20 protein-coding genes and 2 pseudogenes are annotated in these 20,861 nt (G+C 35.4%); 18 read left to right on the top strand and 4 right to left on the bottom strand.

Annotated elements, in window-relative coordinates:
* Positions 1-749: 749 nt before the first annotated feature.
* Positions 750-911, bottom strand: coding sequence for a hypothetical protein (locus K3T81_RS12855; protein WP_238020451.1), 162 nt, complete (start codon positions 909-911; stop codon positions 750-752).
* Positions 912-1,444: 533 nt separating this feature from the next.
* Positions 1,445-2,019: pseudogene (locus tag K3T81_RS12850) on the bottom strand (recombinase family protein).
* 147 nt (positions 2,020-2,166) lie between these two features.
* On the opposite strand from K3T81_RS12850, the pseudogene K3T81_RS12845 reads away from it, so the two are divergent.
* The 4 genes and pseudogenes from K3T81_RS12845 (at position 2,167) to K3T81_RS12830 (ending at position 7,779) form a co-directional block, all read left to right on the top strand.
* Positions 2,167-5,125 (top strand): annotated as a pseudogene (locus K3T81_RS12845) (Tn3 family transposase).
* 415 nt (positions 5,126-5,540) lie between these two features.
* Positions 5,541-6,317: a transporter substrate-binding domain-containing protein gene (locus K3T81_RS12840; protein WP_238020450.1), complete on the top strand. Its 777-nt coding sequence runs from the start codon at positions 5,541-5,543 to the stop codon at positions 6,315-6,317.
* 76 nt (positions 6,318-6,393) lie between these two features.
* Positions 6,394-7,056 (top strand): amino acid ABC transporter permease, encoded by a 663-nt coding sequence (locus K3T81_RS12835; protein ID WP_036574530.1) that lies wholly within the window; start codon positions 6,394-6,396, stop codon positions 7,054-7,056.
* Entirely contained in the window at positions 7,057-7,779 is a 723-nt protein-coding gene (locus K3T81_RS12830; RefSeq protein ID WP_238020449.1) for an amino acid ABC transporter ATP-binding protein, read from the top strand.
* A 1,173-nt stretch (positions 7,780-8,952) separates the two neighbouring features.
* On the opposite strand, the gene K3T81_RS12825 is transcribed toward K3T81_RS12830, so the two are convergent.
* On the bottom strand, positions 8,953-9,801 hold the full coding sequence (locus K3T81_RS12825) for an MBL fold metallo-hydrolase (RefSeq protein WP_238020448.1): 849 nt from the start codon (positions 9,799-9,801) through the stop codon (positions 8,953-8,955).
* 324 nt (positions 9,802-10,125) lie between these two features.
* Between K3T81_RS12825 and K3T81_RS12820 the strand changes: the two genes are divergently transcribed.
* The 11 genes from K3T81_RS12820 (at position 10,126) to K3T81_RS12775 (ending at position 16,584) form a co-directional block, all read left to right on the top strand.
* Complete coding sequence (locus tag K3T81_RS12820) at positions 10,126-10,281, top strand: hypothetical protein (protein ID WP_238020447.1); 156 nt, start codon at positions 10,126-10,128, stop codon at positions 10,279-10,281.
* Positions 10,282-10,352: 71 nt separating this feature from the next.
* A complete protein-coding gene (locus tag K3T81_RS19680) occupies positions 10,353-10,667 on the top strand; it encodes a TIGR04104 family putative zinc finger protein (protein ID WP_420830833.1) in 315 nt (104 codons plus the stop codon).
* Between the two features lie 195 nt (positions 10,668-10,862).
* On the top strand, positions 10,863-11,492 hold the full coding sequence (locus tag K3T81_RS12815; RefSeq protein WP_238020446.1) for a TetR/AcrR family transcriptional regulator: 630 nt from the start codon (positions 10,863-10,865) through the stop codon (positions 11,490-11,492).
* 18 nt (positions 11,493-11,510) lie between these two features.
* Complete coding sequence (locus K3T81_RS12810; protein ID WP_420830835.1) at positions 11,511-12,359, top strand: substrate-binding periplasmic protein; 849 nt, start codon at positions 11,511-11,513, stop codon at positions 12,357-12,359.
* Positions 12,360-12,377: 18 nt separating this feature from the next.
* A complete protein-coding gene (locus tag K3T81_RS12805; protein ID WP_036574520.1) occupies positions 12,378-13,022 on the top strand; it encodes an amino acid ABC transporter permease in 645 nt (214 codons plus the stop codon).
* A gap of 15 nt (positions 13,023-13,037) precedes the next feature.
* Positions 13,038-13,775, top strand: coding sequence for an amino acid ABC transporter ATP-binding protein (locus K3T81_RS12800; RefSeq protein ID WP_238020444.1), 738 nt, complete (start codon positions 13,038-13,040; stop codon positions 13,773-13,775).
* A gap of 35 nt (positions 13,776-13,810) precedes the next feature.
* Positions 13,811-14,236, top strand: coding sequence for an OsmC family protein (locus tag K3T81_RS12795; RefSeq protein ID WP_238020443.1), 426 nt, complete (start codon positions 13,811-13,813; stop codon positions 14,234-14,236).
* A gap of 384 nt (positions 14,237-14,620) precedes the next feature.
* Positions 14,621-14,803: a hypothetical protein gene (locus tag K3T81_RS12790; protein ID WP_238020442.1), complete on the top strand. Its 183-nt coding sequence runs from the start codon at positions 14,621-14,623 to the stop codon at positions 14,801-14,803.
* 54 nt (positions 14,804-14,857) lie between these two features.
* A complete protein-coding gene (locus K3T81_RS12785; RefSeq protein ID WP_058950986.1) occupies positions 14,858-15,319 on the top strand; it encodes an NUDIX hydrolase in 462 nt (153 codons plus the stop codon).
* 81 nt (positions 15,320-15,400) lie between these two features.
* Complete coding sequence (locus K3T81_RS12780) at positions 15,401-15,817, top strand: hypothetical protein (protein ID WP_238020441.1); 417 nt, start codon at positions 15,401-15,403, stop codon at positions 15,815-15,817.
* A gap of 101 nt (positions 15,818-15,918) precedes the next feature.
* Complete coding sequence (locus K3T81_RS12775) at positions 15,919-16,584, top strand: DUF1295 domain-containing protein (RefSeq protein WP_238020440.1); 666 nt, start codon at positions 15,919-15,921, stop codon at positions 16,582-16,584.
* A 159-nt stretch (positions 16,585-16,743) separates the two neighbouring features.
* On the opposite strand, the gene K3T81_RS12770 is transcribed toward K3T81_RS12775, so the two are convergent.
* Complete coding sequence (locus K3T81_RS12770) at positions 16,744-17,724, bottom strand: proline dehydrogenase family protein (RefSeq protein WP_238020439.1); 981 nt, start codon at positions 17,722-17,724, stop codon at positions 16,744-16,746.
* A 154-nt stretch (positions 17,725-17,878) separates the two neighbouring features.
* On the opposite strand from K3T81_RS12770, the gene K3T81_RS12765 reads away from it, so the two are divergent.
* From K3T81_RS12765 to K3T81_RS12755, 3 genes are all read left to right on the top strand, one after another.
* On the top strand, positions 17,879-18,304 hold the full coding sequence (locus K3T81_RS12765; RefSeq protein ID WP_238020438.1) for a MarR family winged helix-turn-helix transcriptional regulator: 426 nt from the start codon (positions 17,879-17,881) through the stop codon (positions 18,302-18,304).
* A gap of 18 nt (positions 18,305-18,322) precedes the next feature.
* The gene (locus K3T81_RS12760) at positions 18,323-19,873 is read left to right on the top strand and encodes an ABC transporter substrate-binding protein (protein WP_238020437.1); all 1,551 of its coding nucleotides are present in this window, start codon (positions 18,323-18,325) and stop codon (positions 19,871-19,873) included.
* Positions 19,874-19,940: 67 nt separating this feature from the next.
* Positions 19,941-20,858 (top strand): ABC transporter permease, encoded by a 918-nt coding sequence (locus K3T81_RS12755; RefSeq protein ID WP_238020436.1) that lies wholly within the window; start codon positions 19,941-19,943, stop codon positions 20,856-20,858.
* Positions 20,859-20,861: the final 3 nt, after the last annotated feature.

Raw genomic sequence — 20,861 nt, 5'->3', positions numbered from 1 at the left:
CCTTTCGAGTCAACGAATGTCATGCAAAACAAGTATTCTTATAAGCTTTTTGCCACAAGAAAAGAGTCCCTTTATATAGGGACTCCTTCAGAAGGGATGGCCATAACTGGCCACATCTCATTATTTCCAATTGATGCTAACATATACATAAACCAAAACATTGCAGGGTCCATTCACACACACGATTTGCATCATTGGTGTGAATGGGCGGTTGTGGATTCTTAATTATATGCCGGACATTTGCCTAACGTGCAAGAAGGAGGTATTTCTTGTTATATTGAATAAGTGACGAGACAAAAAGTATAGACTTTTATCCCTTCGTTGAGTTTCTTTTCCATTATCTGACCTTTTTATACCTACGTTTTTAAACAGCCCCTGTTTTAAATCCCTTTTTATGCAATTATTTAACCTACGAAAATAGGCACTTGTTTGTAGTTTGATTTTAAACATCGGCGTGCTTTTAATTTTATATGCTACATAGAGCTTGTAACGTGACAGGATTAGCTTAATGTTTTTGATTAACAGTCCATGTTGTATGTTCTTTACTTATTTACTTCAGTCCTCGTCCGTACTTCATTGCCTTTATAAAACGTAATTTACTTTCCCAAAATACCTTTAGTAAATAGCTATAACTTGAATTAAAAATAAATAAAGGGAAACACATATTATAAATGACTATGTGTTTCCCTTTATTTTCCTAGCTTTTCCCAAATAGGTCTTGATATTTTAATAAGGGTTTTTCAGTATGCTTATAATAAGCTACGGCACTCCGAAATACATTCTTCTAAATCTTTTACAGCATGTTGCATTCTTTCTTTAGACCCAGTGTGGGCCTTGCTCATAGCATTATTTAAATGTGATAATGCGCTTTCGCATTCAGTTATACATTCTTGAAGGTCATTTTTATTCATTATGATACATCTCCTTTCTATAATCTGTATTGTTTGTTATTTAAAGCTTTTTTATTACCACACCATTACATTCTTTATATATAATTAACGTGAAAACGTACTTGTCTCAAGATTTAATACAACAAAGGTTAAGATAACTAGAGGGAATGGAATACTAACCATTGTTTGCTGTTTGCAATACTAATCTCCCCCTAAATTAAAAGTTTATGTTTTGAGGAATATAGGATTAGATATCTTATTTACTACCCTATATAAAGGACCAATTCAGTATATGCACCACAAGCTGAATAATCCTTTAGACAATAGAAAAAATAACCTAGTTCCTTCTATTTTTTCATTTCTAATGTTCAGTACAAATAAAGATGTTTACTTTTAACGGTTAGAAGCCTCATCCTTCCGTTGAAAAATGCAGCTCATTCAAAAAATAGTTGTTAACTTTTAAGAAATCACTCGTGATGGAATCAAAAATCACGTGACAAAAAGTTGTTTATTCAACTATATGGCCCTTTTCTGGAATATGGGGTAAGGAAGGACTATTTGTTCTCTTCTGATAGCTTTCTATATAATGAAGCTCTAGACACATTTGTAATTTCGCAAATTTGATTTACAGTCATATTTCCTTCTTTATATAGCTTAACTGCATAATTCATTCCTGCGTGATTTTATGATACTTCTTTAACCGACCTTTAAACTTTCCTTCTTTCTTAGCCAACTCAATCCCTTCACGTTGTCGCATACGAATAAGATCTCGCTCTAATTGGTTAACACCAGCCATTACTGTAATTAAGAATTGGCTGTATGGATTATCTTCTGATAAATGTAGCCATGTATCTTTTAGTGATTTTAAGCTTGCTTTTTTTTCCCGTATGTTATCGATTAATTCAAATAGGTCTTGTGTGCTACGAGTAATTCGAGTTAAGTCTGTAACATAAATGATGTCATCTTCCTGTAGATCCTCTAACATTTTTTGAAGTTGCTCGCGATCCTTTGTTGCTCCAGAAACTTTTTCTTCGTATATAATATCCATTCCAATTTCATTTAGCTGCTCAAATTGCCTTGAAGGATTTTGGCTGGTCGAACTAACACGTATATAACCGATTTTCCGCAAAATATCACCTCGTTTTTGAGACAAGTCTTATGAGACGCTCTTAACTATGATTTTATCAGTCTACCACACTTGTATCAATAGAGTACACTCTATTGATATATAATTGAACTAATTAACTGAATAATTATGGAAATGGGATGATACTGAATGAAAATTGCGAGAGGTAGAGAATTGCTTACACTGGAACAGAGGCAGGATTTTATGCAAATCCCTGAAGATGAATGGATATTGGGGACCTACTTCACTTTTTCCAAACGGGATTTAGAAATAGTTAATAAGCGAAGGAGAGAAGAAAACCGTTTAGGGTTTGCTGTTCAATTAGCTGTTCTTCGGTATCCCGGTTGGCCATACACTCATATCAAAAGCATCCCGGAATCAGTCATACATTATATGTCGAAACAAATCGGTGCCACTCCATCTTCGATTAGTCTTTATCCTCAAAGAGAAAATACACTTTGGGATCATTTGAAAGAACTTCGAAGTGAATACGACTTTGTAACTTTTACTCTAAGAGAATATCGAATAGCATTTAAGCATCTTCATCAATTAGCTTTTGAAAATGGCGATGCCATACATCTACTACATGAATGTATAGATTTTCTAAGAAAAAACAAAATCATACTGCCTGCTATTACTACACTTGAAAGAATGGTGTGGGAGGCAAGGGCAATGGCTGAAAAGAAACTGTTTAATACTGTTAGTCAATCTCTTACAAATGAACAAAAAGGAAATCTTGAAGAGATCATTACTTCGCAGCATCCATCCGAATCCAATAAAACGATATTGGGTTGGTTAAAGGAACCACCGGGTCATCCTTCACCCGAAACATTTCTAAAAGTAATAGAACGACTCGAATACATACGAGGAATGGAATTAGAAACGGTACAAATTAGTCATTTGCATCGCAATCGCCTGTTACAACTATCTCGCTTAGGCTCAAGATATGAGCCATATGCATTCCGTGACTTTCAAGAAAATAAGCGATATTCGATATTAACCGTCTATTTATTACATCTTACTCAAGAGTTAACGGATAAAGCTTTTGAAATTCATGATAGACAAATACTTAGTCTGTTATCAAAAGGCCGTAAGGCTCAAGAGGAAATTCAGAAACAAAACGGTAAAAAGCTGAATGAGAAAGTTATACACTTTACGAACATCGGACAAGCTTTAATCAAAGCAAAAAAGGAAAAATTAGACGTTTTTGAGGTTTTAGAATCCGTTATCGAATGGAATTCTTTTGTCTCTTCGGTCGAAGAAGCTCAGGAGCTTGCACGTCCTGCCGACTATGATTATTTAGACTTACTGCAAAAACGATTTTAAAAATATACGCCAACGCTATTAAGGGTATTGGAATTTCATTCTACAAAAGCAAATGAGCCACTTTTACAAGCTGTTGAGATTATTCGTGGAATGAACGAATCCGGAAAGCGAAAAGTGCCTGATGACTCACCTGTGGATTTTATTTCAAAACGTTGGAAAAAGCATTTATACGAGGATGATGGTACAACAATCAATCGTCATTACTATGAAATGGCTGTTTTAATAGAACTTCGGGAGCATGTTAGGGCAGGAGATGTTTCCATTGTTGGCAGCAGACAATATAGAGACTTTGAAGAATATTTGTTTTCAGAAGATACATGGAATCAAACGAAGGAGAATACAAGATTATCAGTTAGTTTATCATTCGAGGATTATATGACGGAGAGAACCAGCAGCCTTAACAAAAGGTTAAAGTGGTTAGATACCAATTCCAACAAGTTAGACGGGGTTTCTCTTGAAAAAGGAAAGCTGTCAATTGCACGCTTAGAAAAAGATGTTCCAGAAGAAGCAAAAAAATTTAGTGCAAGCCTGTATCAGATGCTACCAAGAATAAAATTAACCGATTTACTGATGGATATTGCTTATATAACAGGATTTCATGAGCAATTTATTCATGCTTCCAATAATCGAAAACCGGATAAAGAAGAAACAATTATTATTATGGCTGCTCTTTTAGGAATGGGAATGAATATTGGTTTAAGCAAAATGGCTGAAGCAACACCCGGACTTACATATAAGCAATTGGCCAATGTATCACAATGGCGCATGTATGAAGATGCAATGAATAAAGCCCAAGCCGTATTAGTAAATTTTCATCACAAATTGCAATTGTCCTCCTATTGGGGAAACGGTACAACATCCTCGTCCGATGGTATGAGAATGCAGATAGGCGTTTCATCGCTACATGCAGATGCAAACCCACATTATGGAACTGGAAAAGGAGCCACCATCTATCGTTTTACAAGTGATCAATTTTCTTCTTAATTACACAAAGATTATTCATACTAATTCAAGGGATGCGATTCATGTTTTGGATGGTTTGTTGCACCATGAGACGGATCTAAATATAGTAGAGCATTATACAGACACGGCTGGTTACACAGACCAAATATTCGGACTGACCCATTTATTAGGATTTAAATTTGCTCCAAGAATACGAGATTTATCAGACTCGAAATTATTTACAATAGATAAGGCAAGTGAGTATCCAAAATTAGAAGTCATTTTACGTGGACAAATAAATACAAAGGTCATTAAAGAGAATTATGAGGATGTTTTGCGATTAGCTCATTCTATAAGGGAAGGAACAGTTTCAGCATCCCTTATTATGGGGAAATTAGGTTCTTATTCAAGACAAAACAGCTTGGCTACAGCCTTACGTGAGATGGGCCGAATAGAAAAAACGATCTTTATTTTGAATTATATTTCGGATGAATCATTAAGAAGAAAAATACAAAAAGGATTGAATAAAGGAGAAGCCATGAATGGACTGGCAAGAGCTATTTTCTTCGGAAAACAAGGCGAGCTTAGGGAACGAACCATACAGCATCAATTGCAAAGGGCCAGTGCCTTAAACATAATTATCAATGCCATCAGTATCTGGAATACTTTACATCTATCAAAGGCAGTTGAATATCAAAAACGGTCAGGTAGGTTTAATGAAGAATTATTGCACCATATGTCACCTCTAGGTTGGGAACATATTAATTTACTTGGAGAATACCATTTTAATTCGGAGAAAATGGTCTCGTTAGATTCTTTAAGACCATTGAAACTTTCTTAACGTTGTTAAAACTGGGGGAATCGTCTTGAAAATGGGCTTAGCGTTGTAAATCCGCATTTTCCTGACGCTACCCCTAATGGTGGGTTACAGCTGCGTCTATTGCAGTTATGATAAAAAATGGATAGTAAGTAGTTCATCTGATAAATCCGTATCTACCCTAAAAGTGAGACTATTGGTCTGTGATAATTGTCGGTCTTTTTATGTAATAATCCTTTACATAAATCAAAAAAAGCTTCCAAATTTCGTGCATTTGGAAGTATTAGAGGGTATTTATCAGATATTTTTAAAAATAGCCTGTTAAATACAGGAGAGGTAAGTAAATGATGACTTAAAGCTGAAAATGCATTTAAACGAAAATTCAAAAAGTTAGAATAATGTGAGAAGATTGAATATATGGAAAAGGGGGAGACATTAATTGAAAAATAAACTAATACTATTATTTACTGCAATAATTTTTATTGGATTGATTGCGGCTTGCGGAACAGATGAAGCCAGCGGTGATGGAGACGGAGAGACGTACACTGTCGCAACAGATTCCAACTTCCAGCCATTTGAGTATAAAAACCCTGATACAGGTGAAATGGAAGGCTTTGACATTGAGTTAATCGAAGCTATCGCTGAAGAATCCGGCTTTAATGTTGAATTTGAAACAATGGAATTTGATGGATTGCTAGCTTCCATGAGAACTTCCAAAAATGATATTGGTATCGCTGGTATCTCTATTACGGAAGAACGCAAAGAATTCATCGATTTCTCGGATAAATACTATGATTCCGGTTTAATTCTTGCAGTACCTGTTGATTCAGATATTGAATCCATTGATGATGTGAATGGTTTAACAGTTGGGGCACGTCAAGGTTCTACCAGTAATGACTACTTAAAAGATAATACAGATGCTGAGGTTGAAGCATACCCTGAGATTGTTACTGCCTACATGGATTTGGAAAGAGGACGTCTTGATGCAGTTTTATATGATCTGCCAAACGTCCAATACTATATCAGTGAAAATGCTTCTGATAAATTAAAAACAGTGGGAGACGTTATGGAAGGTCAACCATATGGTATAGCATTACCTAAAGGATCAGATCTAGTTGATCCAGTAAATGAAGGTTTAGCAGCAATTAAGGAAAATGGAACATATGCAGAGATTTATGAGAAGTGGTTTGGTACACAGCCACCTGAAACCGAATAGCAACGAAGCAGAATACAAATGAGGCGTAACAAGTAGTTACTTGTTACGCCATTTTATTAAGGAGAGAGATAATAGAATGATCTATACGATTATGGATACAGCATATATTAAAAGTTTGCCTTTCTTAATAGATGGTTTGAAAATAACACTAAGTATTACAGTTATAGGTCTATTTTTAGGAATGATTATAGGATCATTAGCAGGTTTGGGAAAACTCTCTAAAAACAAATTCATCCGAGGGTTCTGGTCGGTGTACGTAGAAGTTGTACGTGGTACGCCAATTCTAGCGCAAGCTTTATTTCTTTACTACGGTGTTTCCGAAGATTTAATTGGCTTAAATATAAGTTCTTTTACTGCAGGTGTTATTGCAATTGCAGTTAACGCCGGGGCATATATTGCAGAAATTGTTCGTGGAGCCGTTTATTCCATTGATAAAGGTCAGCATGAAGCAGGACGATCTATGGGATTAACCGAAAAGCAGACCATGCGATACATTATTTGGCCACAGGCATTTAAACGAATGATTCCACCTCTTGGAAACCAATTTATTATTAGCTTAAAAGACACGTCCGTGTTTTCTGTAATTGTTGTACACGATGTGGTGTTTATGGCAAAAGAGTATTACAACACGACGTTCGAAATATTTGAAACATTAGTCATGGTTTGTTTACTTTACTTATGTATCACTATTCCAACCGCACTGTATTTGAACAGATTAGAAAGGAAGTTGGATGTATAAATGATTACAGTAAAAGACTTGCACAAATCGTTTGGTGATTTAGAGGTATTAAAAGGAATTGATGCAACAGTTGATGAGAGTGAAGTGGTATGCGTGATTGGGCCATCTGGATCTGGTAAAAGTACGTTTCTCAGATGCCTCAATCTACTGGAAGAAATAACCGCAGGTGAAGTTAGGATCAATGGTGACAAGTTAACTGATCCATCAGTCAATATTAATGATGTTCGTTCCCAGGTTGGAATGGTGTTCCAGCACTTTAATCTGTTCCCACATAAAACAGTTTTAGATAATATTACACTCGGCCCAATTAAGGTAAAAGGTCTTTCTGTAAATGAAGCCAAAGATGTTGGCCTTAAACTACTTGAAAAAGTAGGATTATCTGATAAAGCGGATGATTATCCGGACAGTCTTTCCGGTGGGCAGAAACAACGCGTGGCTATTGCAAGGTCGCTTGCGATGAATCCGAAAGTTATGCTGTTTGATGAGCCTACCTCTGCTCTTGACCCTGAATTAGTAGGGGATGTTCTCGAAGTAATGAAGGATTTAGCTGAAGAAGGCATGACAATGGTCGTTGTCACTCATGAAATGGGCTTTGCTAAGGAAGTTGGAGATCGTGTGTTATTCATGGATGAAGGAATTATTATGGAAGAGGGAGAGCCAACACAGATTTTTGATAATCCTCAAAATCCTAGAACCCAATCTTTTTTAAGTAAGATCTTGTAGGGCAATACCCATGAGGGTGAATCTATGTCACAGTTAAAGGTAAAACTACTGTCGAAAGACTTTGTAAAAAGTAGGTTTTAAACCCGTCTTGGATCAGAAAATAGCTGACGCACTGCTATAAATATTGAGTACTGTGGACAGAGATTGCTTGAAAAAGTAATCTGGTCGACTGTACAGTACTCTATCCCTTCTCACACATGGTTCAATTCATCTGCCAGATGAGCTTTCTTATGCTCACTTTAAAGAACCGTATCGCTATTTCCAAAAGAAAAAACGCCTGTATAAAATACAGGCGTCTTCTACGTATATTTGTGGCGAAGAATTATGTGTTCACATTCACATGTATTGCATTCCTCGTCTTACACAAATCAGCTCATCGCTTAATTATTATAGCACGAATGTTAATTTAAAACACTAGTAAAAAATGGCGAAGTTCTTATGCTTATCAAATAAGAGAAATGTCCCTTCATTATATTTAAAAAAAGGACAAATATTTCGAGTCAATTTTACGTGAAATTAAAGGGATGCATTGTAAATATCTTTGATTAAGAAGTTGTGTTCTTTTTTAACAGCAGTTTAGTAAAAGAAGGAAATTGATAATAAATAGTAGAATTAATTATTAAAATGAGTTTAGCTTTTATAGTTTTATTATGTTGTACTTAGAACAAAAGAGAATCAAGAAATACGAATACAATATGTGTTCTTTGGAACTGTATCGAAAAATTCTACTTTAATCGAAAGTGATGAAGGTTCTTTAAAATGGGTTAAATTTAAAGAAATTGTAAATCAAAATGTTTCAGCCACCACAAAGGAAATAGTTAAACATTACATTGATTTTAGGGGATTTACGGAAAACGTATATGTAGGCTCGATGAAATCTTTAAATGGAAAGCCATCAATTACTTGGGGACCTCTAGAAGATTGGGAAATGACTATTTTTAACTAAGAGTGCTTTAGTTCAGTGAATCGAGATTAACTTATGAAGTCATTATTTGATTAGTAGTTTAAACGATAAAAGAAAGTGACCTAAAAACGGCGTTAGGGCATATAAAAAGAAGCAGGGAGAATTTATTCTGTACTCAAAAACATTCAAAGTATACTAATTAAAAGCCACCTCAATTTATTCTTAACGAGGTGGCTATTGTTCATATTTGATTGCTGTATTCTATAGAATTAGTCTGACTGAATAATATGGTCATTAACAAAAGCTTTTATGAAAAAAAGTTCATTATCATTAGGTTCCCTATTATTTTCTTCCTTAAAGGACTCCATCGCTTTTTCTACTGAAGTGGACTTTACTGCTTGACTTGCTGCTGTTAACTCTTCCCAATATACATTCATTTCATTTAAATCACAGATGGACTCATGACCAAGTATGAACATTTCCGCATCATATTTTTGAATGTCTTTGATCATAGGAGATAACAGTGATTGCTTGTAATGAAATAAAGAGTTAGTGGTTGTACCATATGCACAATCCCCTAAAAAAACAACCTTTTCATCCGGAATATAAATGATTGTAGCGTCATCTGTATGAGTACTTTTGATTCTTTCAAGTATGCAAACTTTATTACCTAAATCAATCGTTAATGTGTTTTCAAATATTACATCTGGTGATTTTAACTTGAAACGTTCCCTGTTTGGCATATCAGTTTGTAAAATCTCCATACATATAGGACTCATCTGATTAACAGTCACATACTTTTGTAATGAACGATCGTCATAGGAAAAACCTTGCCATTCTTTTATCAATTCGTTCGTTTTCCTATTAACGATAACAGTAGCGTTAAATTCATTCATTCCTAGGAAGTGATCCCAATGTGCATGGGTAATAACAACATATTTAACTGGTGGTACGTTTAGAGTCTCGATTTCTAGTAAAAAATCCTGAGCATGCTGAGGAGAATTACCAGCATCTATTATAAGGCTAAATTGATCACCACATACCAGTCCTAATGTTGGTCGTTCTTTATCATCTTGATTAGATAAATAATAAATCGTATCACTTAATTTATTTAACATGTTATTTTCCTCTTTTCTATTTTTTCATACCCATGAAAGAGAAAATCTACATGTTTATTCTAAAAGTTATTAAAATAATTTAAGATTTTCTCTGATTCCTTTTTTACCATTGGACAAGAACCTCCCTGTTCGTTTATAGAAAAGTATAGCACAAACCAAACTATAGATTAAGAAATTTCAAAATATTATTCGTACTTTTTTCTTTTCTTTCTAGATTTCATACTTGGAATATTATGTTAGTATTTAGTTAACAGATATTGAAGTAACGGAGCAGTTTTCTTCAATAAATTGAAATTATTTATTTAGATAGGGGAGGGGAGAGTTATGTCTAAGGTTCTTGATACTTTCAAAAATATGTTTTTAGATTTGTTTTCTATGGGGAAAGGATTTGCTTATGGGTTTGTAATGGTTGGATTATTTATCATCGCTTGTGGGGCTATCATATATGGCTCAATATCTCTAATGAATTTAATCTTTTAACGATGTCAGAATTGTAACGTAGACTAACGGTTTTTTATCAAGGAAGGATTAAATAAGAGAGGGAGTCTGATGTGCAAAAGTGTGAGAGATGTTTTACGAGTTTTAAATGGAAACAAATTTTCAAAGCCCATATCAAAAAGCAACCTGTCATATGCAAAGAATGTAACACAGAACATGTTTTAGAAACTTCTTCAAAAACCGTATTGTTGATATTAGAACTGCCAATATTTATCTTCATTATATTTTTAATTGATAAGTTATCATATACGTCATTTGGTTATTATTCTTTGGCTGCTTTATTTTTAATTGGCGTTCCATCGCTTTTATTTCCTTTCTTTGCCCGATTCAAATCCAAGTATCGTACAAATTATAAATCAGATTACTAAAAAAGAGATGTCTTAATAGTTATTGAAGACAGCAGTAGCGTTTAAGATTATTTGAGTTAGCCCGCTTATTCACAGCCAAATATCCCCCCAAAAACCCTCTAAAATCAAACCCGACTATTCTGATCAAATTTATTGACTTAAAAAAGAATCATAGCTAAAATAACACTACTCGACTGACTGATCAATCAAGAGGAGGTGGATTATATTACTACACAAGATCAAGGTTTTGAAAGAAGAGAGCAAATCTTAGAGGTTGCCTTAAAACAGTTTTCTGATTATGGCTATCATAAGACAAAAGTATCGGATATTGTGAAAGCTGCTGGTGTCGCACAAGGTACTTTCTATTGGTACTTTAAAAGTAAAGAGGCGATAGCTTTAGAAATCATACATAATAAGGAAGCCGATTTGATTGCCGTCGTTTCACAAGGATATAGGGACTCGAAAGTAACGGTCCAAGAAGTGGTACAAGCATCAGAAACATTATTTGAGGACTTCTTTGTTTTTTCTCAACAAAATAAATATTTCATGCGGCTTCTTTTAAAAGGGATGGAAACAGAGGATTCTGTCCAATCTGCCATCCTTGAAACAAGGCTAAAGCTTGAGGTCGCTTTTCAAAAAAATATTGAAAGAGCAGCTGAACTAGGTATTCTGCCACAAAAGGATCCAATGGTACAGTCTGCACTTTTGGTAAGTCTTTTAGAAGGAATGTTGGAGAGATGGTTATTTAACCCACAACAAGGTTATTCTAAATTACAAAGTCAAAGTGCAAACCAACTAGCCAAGGATGTCGTTCAATTTGAATTTTTTGGGTTACTAGGAATTTAATTTTAAAAAGGGTGGTTAATTATGATGAAGAAAAAATCGATTTTACTAGGTATATTGCTTGCAGTGTTTGCTGTTATGCTAACGGCTTGTGGATCAGATTCAGATAAACAAGAGGGTGAAGAGTCACAAGGGTCGAGTACTGAAGGATCATCATTACTAGATCAAATTAAAGAAGAGGGCCAAATAAAAGTAGGTTTGATGGGTACCTATAAGCCTTATAACTTCATTAATGAAGACCAGGAAATGGACGGATTCGATGCGGATATTGCCAAAGAGGTTGCCAATCGTTTAGGTGTAGACGTTGAATTTGTTGCACAAGAATTTTCCGGAATGATTGCAGGGTTACAATCTGAAAAATTTGATGTGGTTATTAGTCAAATGACCATTACAGATGAAAGAAAAGAACAAATGGACTTCTCAGATCCTTATATCACCAATCAAGTTAAAGTTATTGTGAAAGAAGATAATGATTCCATTACGTCAGTGGAAGATTTCAAGGGGAAAAACATCGGAGTTGGCTTAGGGACAAACGATGAAACCTATTTAAGAACAGAACTTATGCCTGAGGTTGGAGACTTTACTATTATGACCTATGATGATGTGGTTACAACACTAAAGGATCTTGATACAGGGCGTATTGATGCGACAATAAATAATATTTACGCTATAACTCCAGTTGTAGAGCAAAACGGTTTTAAAATTAAAGCTGTCGGGGAGCCAATTAAATCAGACCAAGCTGGAATTGCGACGCGTAAAGGGAATGAAGAGCTTATAGAGGAATTAAATCGTATTTTAGCCGAGATGAAAGAAGATGGAACGTATAATGAAATCTTTGTAAAATGGTTTGGGGAAGAGCCTCAAGCGTAAGAGAAAGGAATTTTAAAAATGGATATTGTCATTGATCATTTGCCATTTTTGTTCCAAGGAGCATACTATACACTTCTAATCACAGTTATTTCCATGTTATTTGGCTCCATAATAGCTGCGATCGTTGCGGTTGCAAGACTAAAAGGGGCTCCTCCAATTAGGTGGATTGCTAGAGCGTATGTATCCATTATTCGGGGGACCCCGACCTTGGTTCAGATTATTATTGTTTATTATGGCCTTGTGGATTTTGGAATTAGGCTGCAGCCATTACCGGCAGCAATTATTGCCCTTAGTATAAGCATTGGGGCATACCTTTCAGAAACCTTACGTGGTGCACTGCAATCTATTCCAAAAGGACAGATGGAAGCTGCCTATGCGTCTGGCCTAACGCCGGTACAAACGATGCGACGTATTATCTTTCCACAAGCAATACGAATCGCAATTCCACCGGCGGGTAATACGTTCATTGGCATGTTAAAGGAAACATCTCTCGTTTCTGTCATTACCGTTACGGAATTATTGCGATCTGCACAACTCTTAATTGCGCAGTACTATGTTTACATGCCGTTTTATCTTTCGATTGCACTCATGTATTGGATCATGAGTACAGGCTTTTCTTTCTTATTAGAAAGATGGGAAAAGAAGCTATCCATTTATGTATAAGTTGGGGTTGTATATATGATAACAATAAAACATTTATCGAAGCGTTTTGAAAAACTAGAAGTACTAAAGGACATTAATTTAGAAGTGGAAAACGGCGAAGTTATCACGATTCTAGGTCCAAGTGGTTCAGGGAAAAGTACCCTTTTAAGATGTTTGAACGGATTAGAAGACATGGCAAGTGGTGAGATTGAAGTAGCTGGATCTACCGTGAACACGGAAGATAGTAAGAAAAAGCAATTAAATGCATACCGTCAGATCCGTTTGCATAGTGGGATGGTTTTTCAGCAGTTCAACCTATATCCACATAAAACCGTATTGGGGAATGTGATTGAAGCCTTGCTAACGGTTAGGAAATGGTCAAAGGAAAAAGCCACTAAAAAGGGTGAAGCCTTACTAGAAAGAGTCGGCCTGTCTGAAAAAAGAGATGTATATCCATCGCGATTATCTGGGGGTCAACAGCAGCGGGTGGCGATTGCGCGTGCATTAGCCGTTGAACCAGAAGTGATGTTGTTTGATGAACCTACATCTGCATTAGACCCTGAATTGGTTGGCGAGGTGTTAGCAGTTATAAAGGAACTTGCTAAAGAGGGAATGACGATGGTTATCGTGACGCATGAAATGGAATTTGCGCGTGAGGTGGCTGATCGTGTCATTTTTATGGATGAAGGAGTGGTTGTGGAACAAGGTACTCCGGATTCATTTTTCAACCAACCCAAAACAGAGAGAGCGAGAAAGTTTTTAAATAAAATGTAGGCCGATTATTTAATCCAAGAAGGGAATGTTCAGCAATGAAGATACAAACAAAATGGAATGGTCAACGAGCTTTTACAGCAGTAGGCGATTCTGGATATGAACTCAACATGGACGCTACGGAATTGTATGGTGGCGAAGGAAAAGGTGTAACGCCTACTGAAATGTTGCTCGCATCCGTTGCAGGCTGCATCGGCATTGATGTAACCATGATACTAAAACCGCATCTTGATGCAATTACAAATATCGAGATCGAAACAGATGGAACTCGAAAAGAAGACTTACCTAAAGGATTTACTGCCATTGCTGTCACCTTTACGGTTGACGGTGATATTGATGCTAAAAAGGTATGGAGAGCTATTAATTTAGGGAAGCAGAAGTATTGTGCTGTTTCAGATTCACTAAAAGCTGACATTTCATTCCGTCTAGTGTTGAATGGAGAAGAAGCGGAGAATATCTATTGAGATAAGGTCTAAATAAAGGCTTCAAAAAGGGAAAACGTCTGTATACATATAGGCGTTTTCTTTATATATTTGTGGGAACGCATAATCATTGGGTGAACAAGCAACTGTATAGCGCTTGATTTTTAAACAGGGGATCATTTATTGATCTCCTTTTCTTATGAAAAATTTAAAAGTGATTTTGGAATATTATGTTAGTATTGAACTAAATATATTTACTTAATTAAACTGCAGGTTAGTGAATAAAGGGATTTAAGGATCTTTTACAGAACTAATACCGTTTACTGGATGTTAGGAAGACTGGCGACTATGATCAGCATGATTTAACTGCAGAATGTATAATTGATTAGCAAAATGGATTAATTGTATTGTAAGGAGGAATTCAACATGAACAGTAAAACAGTTTTTGGGCTAATAGGAAGTGCTTTTATTACTGTAGTGGGGCTATATCGATTATTCTCTGAGTCGCTTTCTTCAACTCCTTTATTTATAGCATATCTATTCATTATTACGGGGTTTATTGGGGGATGCGCTAATGGAATAAAGTTACTCAAATATAAAAAGATCTAAAGCTTAAGTGATGATAGTAAATTTTCATATGAACACGTTCAAGGAGGATATGTAATGGATACTGCACCAAAACATATAATTGCGGTTTCTGCTAATGTTACTAACGAAAAAGGAGAAATTCTCTTAGTTAAGACACATTTACGGTCTGATACTTGGGAAGCTCCAGGAGGACAGGTTGAAGAAGGAGAACCTCTTGATAAAGCAGTATGTAGAGAAATATTAGAAGAAACGGGAATAGTTATCTCGCTTTTGGGAGTAACAGGTTTGTATTACAATGCCACAAAACATCTATTGTCTGTTGTGTTTAAAGCAAAATATGTTACGGGAGACATAAAAGTTCAACCTGAAGAAATTAAAGAGGCTAGATTTATAAAGCTTACAGAGGAAAATATAGACCAATACATAACTCGTCCACATATGAAATCCCGCACAATCGATTGTTTAAATGCTACAAGTTTCATACCTTATGAAACTTGGGAGGTAAATCCTTATAACTTAATAGGTAGATTATCTTAATACAGCTATCGGTGCTTTAGTAAGTGAATAGTAAAATAGTAATTACTCTTGCTACCAACTAATAAGTAAGGGGGTATGACAATGAGAAGAGTCCTAACAGCATTACTATCTACTATTTTGTTCTCTATAATTTATTCTTGGACGTTCTATGTTCCTAGTTCACAACGGGAACCAAATGTTTATTATTTTGGCTTTTTTGAAACAAGTATTTTTGTAATTATTTACACGGCTCCAGTTTATTTTCTTGTAGGAATACTTGTTTCGATATTAATTGATAAGTTAGTCGGTAATGTTGACAGAAATTCAAAATGGAAACTTTACTTTATTCAGTTAGGTTTGTACTCTTTGGCTGGAATACTAGTCGGATTTATTTATCTTATAATATTTTCCGATAGTATATATCTAGTTGAAGTTAGTTACTTCTCATTATTCGGATTTGCTGCATCTAATTTATATTTTCACCTATTGTTGTTGGTTCGGAAATTCAGAAGGAGATAATAAGGTAAAAAGTGGTAGTATCCGCTATAAAATTGACCAAACAGTCGGACTGGGACATAGTTTATCTGCGTCTAATTGATTTAGAAAAGGGGTGGTTTGCCATGTACGGTTCAGCGAACAAATCTTGGCCACAGCGATTAGTGATTATTGCATATGAGTGTGTTTTCCTTGTCCTTGTCTACTGGTTTCTCTTTTTAGCCGGTAATGAATTCTTGCATTTACCCGAAGGTGATTTTCAGAGAAGAGTGCTACTGTACGGTTTTTGTCTGGTCGTCTTTTTAAGGATGAGTTTTATGGTTGTTTATTTGTTGAAACGAGGGATTACATGGCGAGAAACAGTAAGTGTCTCTTTTGCCTTCGCTCTCTATTATATTGGTTTTTCCCTTTTAGGAGGAACTAATGACCAGCCCTTGGATTGGATAGACGGAATTGCTGTATTTATATTTCTTGCCGGTTCAGTAATTAATACATTGTCTGAGGTGTTAAGAAATCACTGGAAAAGGGATAGCCAGAATAAAGGAAAACTCTATACCGGGGGATTATTCAGGTATGCCATCCATATCAATTATTTCGGGGATTTCGTGTGGGTATGCGGTTTTGCATTGCTGACAAGAAATGCATGGGCAGGACTGATACCCATCTTTCTATTCTTCATGTTTATTTTCTTTAATATTCCGGAGCATGATCGATACTTAAGGGGGAAATACGGCAGTGATTTTGAAAAGTATGAGCAGACGACGAAGAAGTTCATTCCGTATATATATTAAGAAGGCGTAATGAGACAAAGGACAGTATATGTACCTCTCTTTTTTTCAATTCTTCTTATAAGTTCGCATATGTAATATGGGTATAAACCTGACACCTGAATAAAATTAAAAAGATTCCAGTTATCATTAACGATAGTTGGAATCTTTTTTTTGCGAACATTACCCTTTTGTTTTCTTGAGTAGTCCTCCCAAAAGAAGTGCACCTACACAAACCCCAATTATAGTGTTAACTCTCTTGTTAAAAACTTGATTCGCTACTAGATTTAGATTTTGCGGACGCTCTGCAAGTCGTCTCATAAAGTATCCATACCAATCACTTCCAAAAGGAACATATGTGCAAAAATTATACCCTTCTTTTGCTAATTGAAGTTGCATATCTTTTCTAAACCCATAAAGCATTTGAAATTCAAACTTATCCATTGCAATGTTATTTTCTTTTACAAATTGTTTCACATGGTTAATAACATGATGGTTATGGGTTGCTATAGAAGTAAATCTTCCATGAAGTAAATGATATTCTATTAAATGAAGGTAGTTTTGGTCAATCTCTTTCTTATTCTGGAATGCAACTTTTTCAGATTCTTTATAAGCACCTTTCACAATCCTTAAACGAGATTCTTTAAAATCTTTAATATCATCTTCTGCGCGGAAGAGATAAGCTTGGATGACGGTACCAATATTATTATATTTTTGTTTTACTGTATTAATTAAATCAAAAGTTTGTTGTAAGTGGGCATGATCTTCCATATCTACGTTAATAAAAATATTGTGCTTGCTTGCTGCTTCCACGATTTCAGTTAGGTTTGTTAAGCAAAAATCATAATCAATATCTAGTCCAATTTGTGTAGGTTTTAAAGAAATATGAGCTTTCGCATCATGTTCGTAAATTGCTTCAATTACCTTTAAAATTTGAGTTTTAGCCTCGATTGCTTCCTCTTTTTCATAAACAAACTCTCCCAGATTATCTACGGTACAAGATATTCCTAATGCATTTAAATCTAATACACTCTTAATCATTTCCTTAACAGTAGTACCTGCGACAACTGATCTAGCCCCTAGTTTTAATCCCCAACGTTTTGCACTGGTGTTTAGCAATTTGTTCTGAGATAAATGAATAAATAAGTCTCTCGTTACCCCCACTTGAATCCCTCCTAATAGTAGAAAAATAGTATGCATTCAACTTTTACATAATTATAAATTAAACTGAATATTTTTTAAATAAAAAGGTTGACTTTAGCAACAAAAATTATTAGAATTAATTTTAAATTATAAAGAGAGGGAATTTACTGAAAATATGAAAAAGCATATTGGAGAAATTAAAAAATTTAATAGGTTTTATATTCGAATGATGGGTCTTTTTAATTTATATACAGATGAAAGCTCGTATTCAGCAACAGAAGCATTGATATTATTTGAAATACATTCATTTCCGGATTGTACAGCCTCCCATCTATCTGAGTATTTTTTATTTGATAAAGGATATATCAGTAGAATTATTAAAAAGTTTGAGGAGAACCAAGTTATTAGTAGGGTGCCTTCTAAGGAAGATCGTAGAAAGCAGTATCTTGAAATTACGCAAGCAGGAAAGGAAGATTTAGATGAGTTAATGTCAAAAGCTAATTTAAATGTTGAAAACATGGTCAAAAACATCAGTGAAGTGGAATTGAGTGAACTAATTTCATCTATGAATAAAATAGAAAAAATACTTACACAAAACTAAAAGAAAAGGGTGGTTATTTTGAAAAGATTTTTAATAATGTTTTTTGCTATGAGCATGCTTTTCATTTTTGCAGGGTGTACAGAAGGAACAAGTGGACAGGATGAACCTTCGAGTGATGGGAACAATGACCAAAAAGCAAAGGATAGTCTTGTTATTGGGTTTGAAGCAGATGCTGGAACATTAATTGCAAACTTAGATGTAAACTATACTACAGATACACAAATCCGTAATATCTATGATTCTCTAATTGAGCGAGATGGACAAACGGGTGAATACATCCCAAGTTTAGCAACGGATTGGGAAAATGTTGATGAGTTAACATGGCGACTTACGCTTAAAGAAGGGGTGAAATTCCATAACGGTGCAGATTTTAATGCAGAGTCAGTAAAATTTAGTATTGATTATATCTTAGATGAGGCTAACCAGTCATTCTATCGTTCAAGATGGGCAAACGTGGAAGAGGTCAAGGTTCTTTCTCCAACGGAAGTAGAGATAAAGACTTCTGTTCCATTTCCTAGTTTAGTTCAGCGTATAACAGAGGATTTACTTATTATGGAACCCGGATATGTAGAGGAAGTTGGTACTGATGTTGCAGCGAAGGAACCAGTTGGAACTGGTGCTTATAAATTTGTTGAATGGTCTAGGGACAACTTCTTGAAATTAGAAGCTAATGAAGATTACTGGCAAGGTGAGCCAGCAATTAAAGAAGTGGAATTTCGTTATATTCCAGAATTCAGTTCTAGAATGTCTGCATTCTTAGGTGGAGAAATTGATTTCTTTAAAAATATTCCAGTTGACTCTGTAGCTGAAATAAAAAACACAGATAACGCTAAAATTGGAGAAGTATCATCTGCGCGTATTAATTACTTAGCTTTGAATACTTTCCATGATGGTCCATTACAAGACGTGAATGTAAGAAAGGCATTAAATTATGCAGTAAATGTTGATGAATTATTGGAATCGATTTTAAATGGCTATGGTACGAAAATGACTGGTCCATTAGCGGTTATCAATAGTAGTTATGTAGAAACAGATGACTATGGCTACGATCCTGATAAAGCGGTTGAGCTTTTAGAAGAGGCTGGATATGACCCAGAAGAGTTAACATTAACACTTGATACACCAAATGGACGTTACCCAATGGATTCACAAGTAGCACAAGGCATTGCTTCTCAGCTACAAAAAATTGGGGTTCAAGTAGATGTAAAAGTAAATGAATGGGGAAACCATTTAGAAAAAATACAAAATCGTGAAATGGGAGATATGTATATCCTTGGTTGGGGACCTGCATTTGATCCACAATCAACAATTGAAAACTTATTCACAGAAGGTGCTCCATACAGTAGTTTCTATGATGAAAAAATTGAAGCTAAAATCCAAGAAACAAATGCAATCTTTAATGAAGAAGATCGATTTGAAGGATACGCTGAATTGCAGCATGATTTAGTAGAACAGTCGGCTTGGGTTCCACTTTGGCAACAAGCCGACTTATATGCAATTAAAGAAGATTTAAATTTCGAACCTAGAGTTGATGAGAAAATGCAAGTGTTTGAAATGTCCTGGAAATAAAAAGTAAGAGGAGGGGGTATACCTCTCCTCTTACAATGGAACTTTTTCACAGAGAGAGGGCTGCACTATGTTGGACTTTATAATTAAAAGGTTCTTCCAAGTAATAGTGGTAGTTTTGTTGGCACTAACGGTTGTTTTCTTCTTAATTAGAATATCAGGTGATCCAACGACTTTATTTCTCCCACCAGATGCGCCAAAGGACCAGATAGAAGAATATAAGGAACTACTGGGTTATAACCGACCACTTATTGTGCAATATGGGGACTTCATGTTTCATGCCGTTCAAGGAGATTTTGGAGAATCACTGCGAAGTCAAGAAGATGCTTTGGGAATTGTACTAAGTAGAATACCAGCAACTTTCCAACTGGCTATATCTGCGTTATTAATCGCTTTAATTATCGCTATTCCATTAGGTGTCTTATCTGCCTATAAAAGAAATACCGTTTTCGATAAAGTTGGTGTAGCACTTACTATAGTGGGACAGGCGATCCCAAGTTTCTGGTTGGGATTAATCCTAATCTATTTCTTTGCTGCCCAATTAAAAATACTACCTTCGGGAGGTGGAGGAACAGCGATCCATTTGATTCTTCCAACTTTAACATTGGCTGCATACAGTGTTGCTAGATTCACACGATTTACAAGATCTGCAATGCTAGACGTTCTACGAAAAGATTACATTCGAACGAGTAAAGCTTCCGGTGTTCCAACATTTCGATTAATTATGAGATACGCTTTACGAAACTCGTTAATTCCAATCATTACATTAGTTGCTTTAGATTTAGGTGTGTTACTGGGCGGAGCTGTTATTACAGAGGTAGTCTTCTCTTGGCCAGGTGTAGGTAGATTATTAATGCAATCTCTTATGAACAGAGATTTTCCAATAGTTCTTGCTGGGGTATTTATTATTGCCTTAATCTACGCATTGGTTAACTTCATTGCAGATGTACTATACGCATATGTAAACCCGCAAATACGAGTGAAGTAGGTG

The organism is Oceanobacillus jordanicus (genome assembly GCF_022095695.1).
GTDB lineage: Bacteria > Bacillota > Bacilli > Bacillales > Amphibacillaceae > Oceanobacillus_B > Oceanobacillus_B jordanicus.
Note: the sequence above shows the minus strand (reverse complement) of the source record. Positions and strands in the feature narration are given on the sequence as shown.

What these genes read in the sequence shown, in the direction of transcription:
- K3T81_RS12785 (WP_058950986.1), top strand. Translation starts at nt 14,858, where the DNA reads ATGGATACTGCACCAAAACATATAATTGCGGTTTCTGCTAATGTTACT.
- K3T81_RS12835 (WP_036574530.1), top strand. Translation starts at nt 6,394, where the DNA reads ATGATCTATACGATTATGGATACAGCATATATTAAAAGTTTGCCTTTC.
- K3T81_RS12820 (WP_238020447.1), top strand. Translation starts at nt 10,126, where the DNA reads ATGTCTAAGGTTCTTGATACTTTCAAAAATATGTTTTTAGATTTGTTT.
- K3T81_RS12765 (WP_238020438.1), top strand. Translation starts at nt 17,879, where the DNA reads ATGAAAAAGCATATTGGAGAAATTAAAAAATTTAATAGGTTTTATATT.
- K3T81_RS12800 (WP_238020444.1), top strand. Translation starts at nt 13,038, where the DNA reads ATGATAACAATAAAACATTTATCGAAGCGTTTTGAAAAACTAGAAGTA.
- K3T81_RS12755 (WP_238020436.1), top strand. Translation starts at nt 19,941, where the DNA reads ATGTTGGACTTTATAATTAAAAGGTTCTTCCAAGTAATAGTGGTAGTT.
- K3T81_RS12855 (WP_238020451.1), bottom strand. Translation starts at nt 911, where the DNA reads ATGAATAAAAATGACCTTCAAGAATGTATAACTGAATGCGAAAGCGCA.
- K3T81_RS12830 (WP_238020449.1), top strand. Translation starts at nt 7,057, where the DNA reads ATGATTACAGTAAAAGACTTGCACAAATCGTTTGGTGATTTAGAGGTA.
- K3T81_RS12775 (WP_238020440.1), top strand. Translation starts at nt 15,919, where the DNA reads ATGTACGGTTCAGCGAACAAATCTTGGCCACAGCGATTAGTGATTATT.
- K3T81_RS12780 (WP_238020441.1), top strand. Translation starts at nt 15,401, where the DNA reads ATGAGAAGAGTCCTAACAGCATTACTATCTACTATTTTGTTCTCTATA.
- K3T81_RS12805 (WP_036574520.1), top strand. Translation starts at nt 12,378, where the DNA reads ATGGATATTGTCATTGATCATTTGCCATTTTTGTTCCAAGGAGCATAC.
- K3T81_RS12790 (WP_238020442.1), top strand. Translation starts at nt 14,621, where the DNA reads ATGAACAGTAAAACAGTTTTTGGGCTAATAGGAAGTGCTTTTATTACT.
- K3T81_RS12795 (WP_238020443.1), top strand. Translation starts at nt 13,811, where the DNA reads ATGAAGATACAAACAAAATGGAATGGTCAACGAGCTTTTACAGCAGTA.
- K3T81_RS12825 (WP_238020448.1), bottom strand. Translation starts at nt 9,801, where the DNA reads ATGTTAAATAAATTAAGTGATACGATTTATTATTTATCTAATCAAGAT.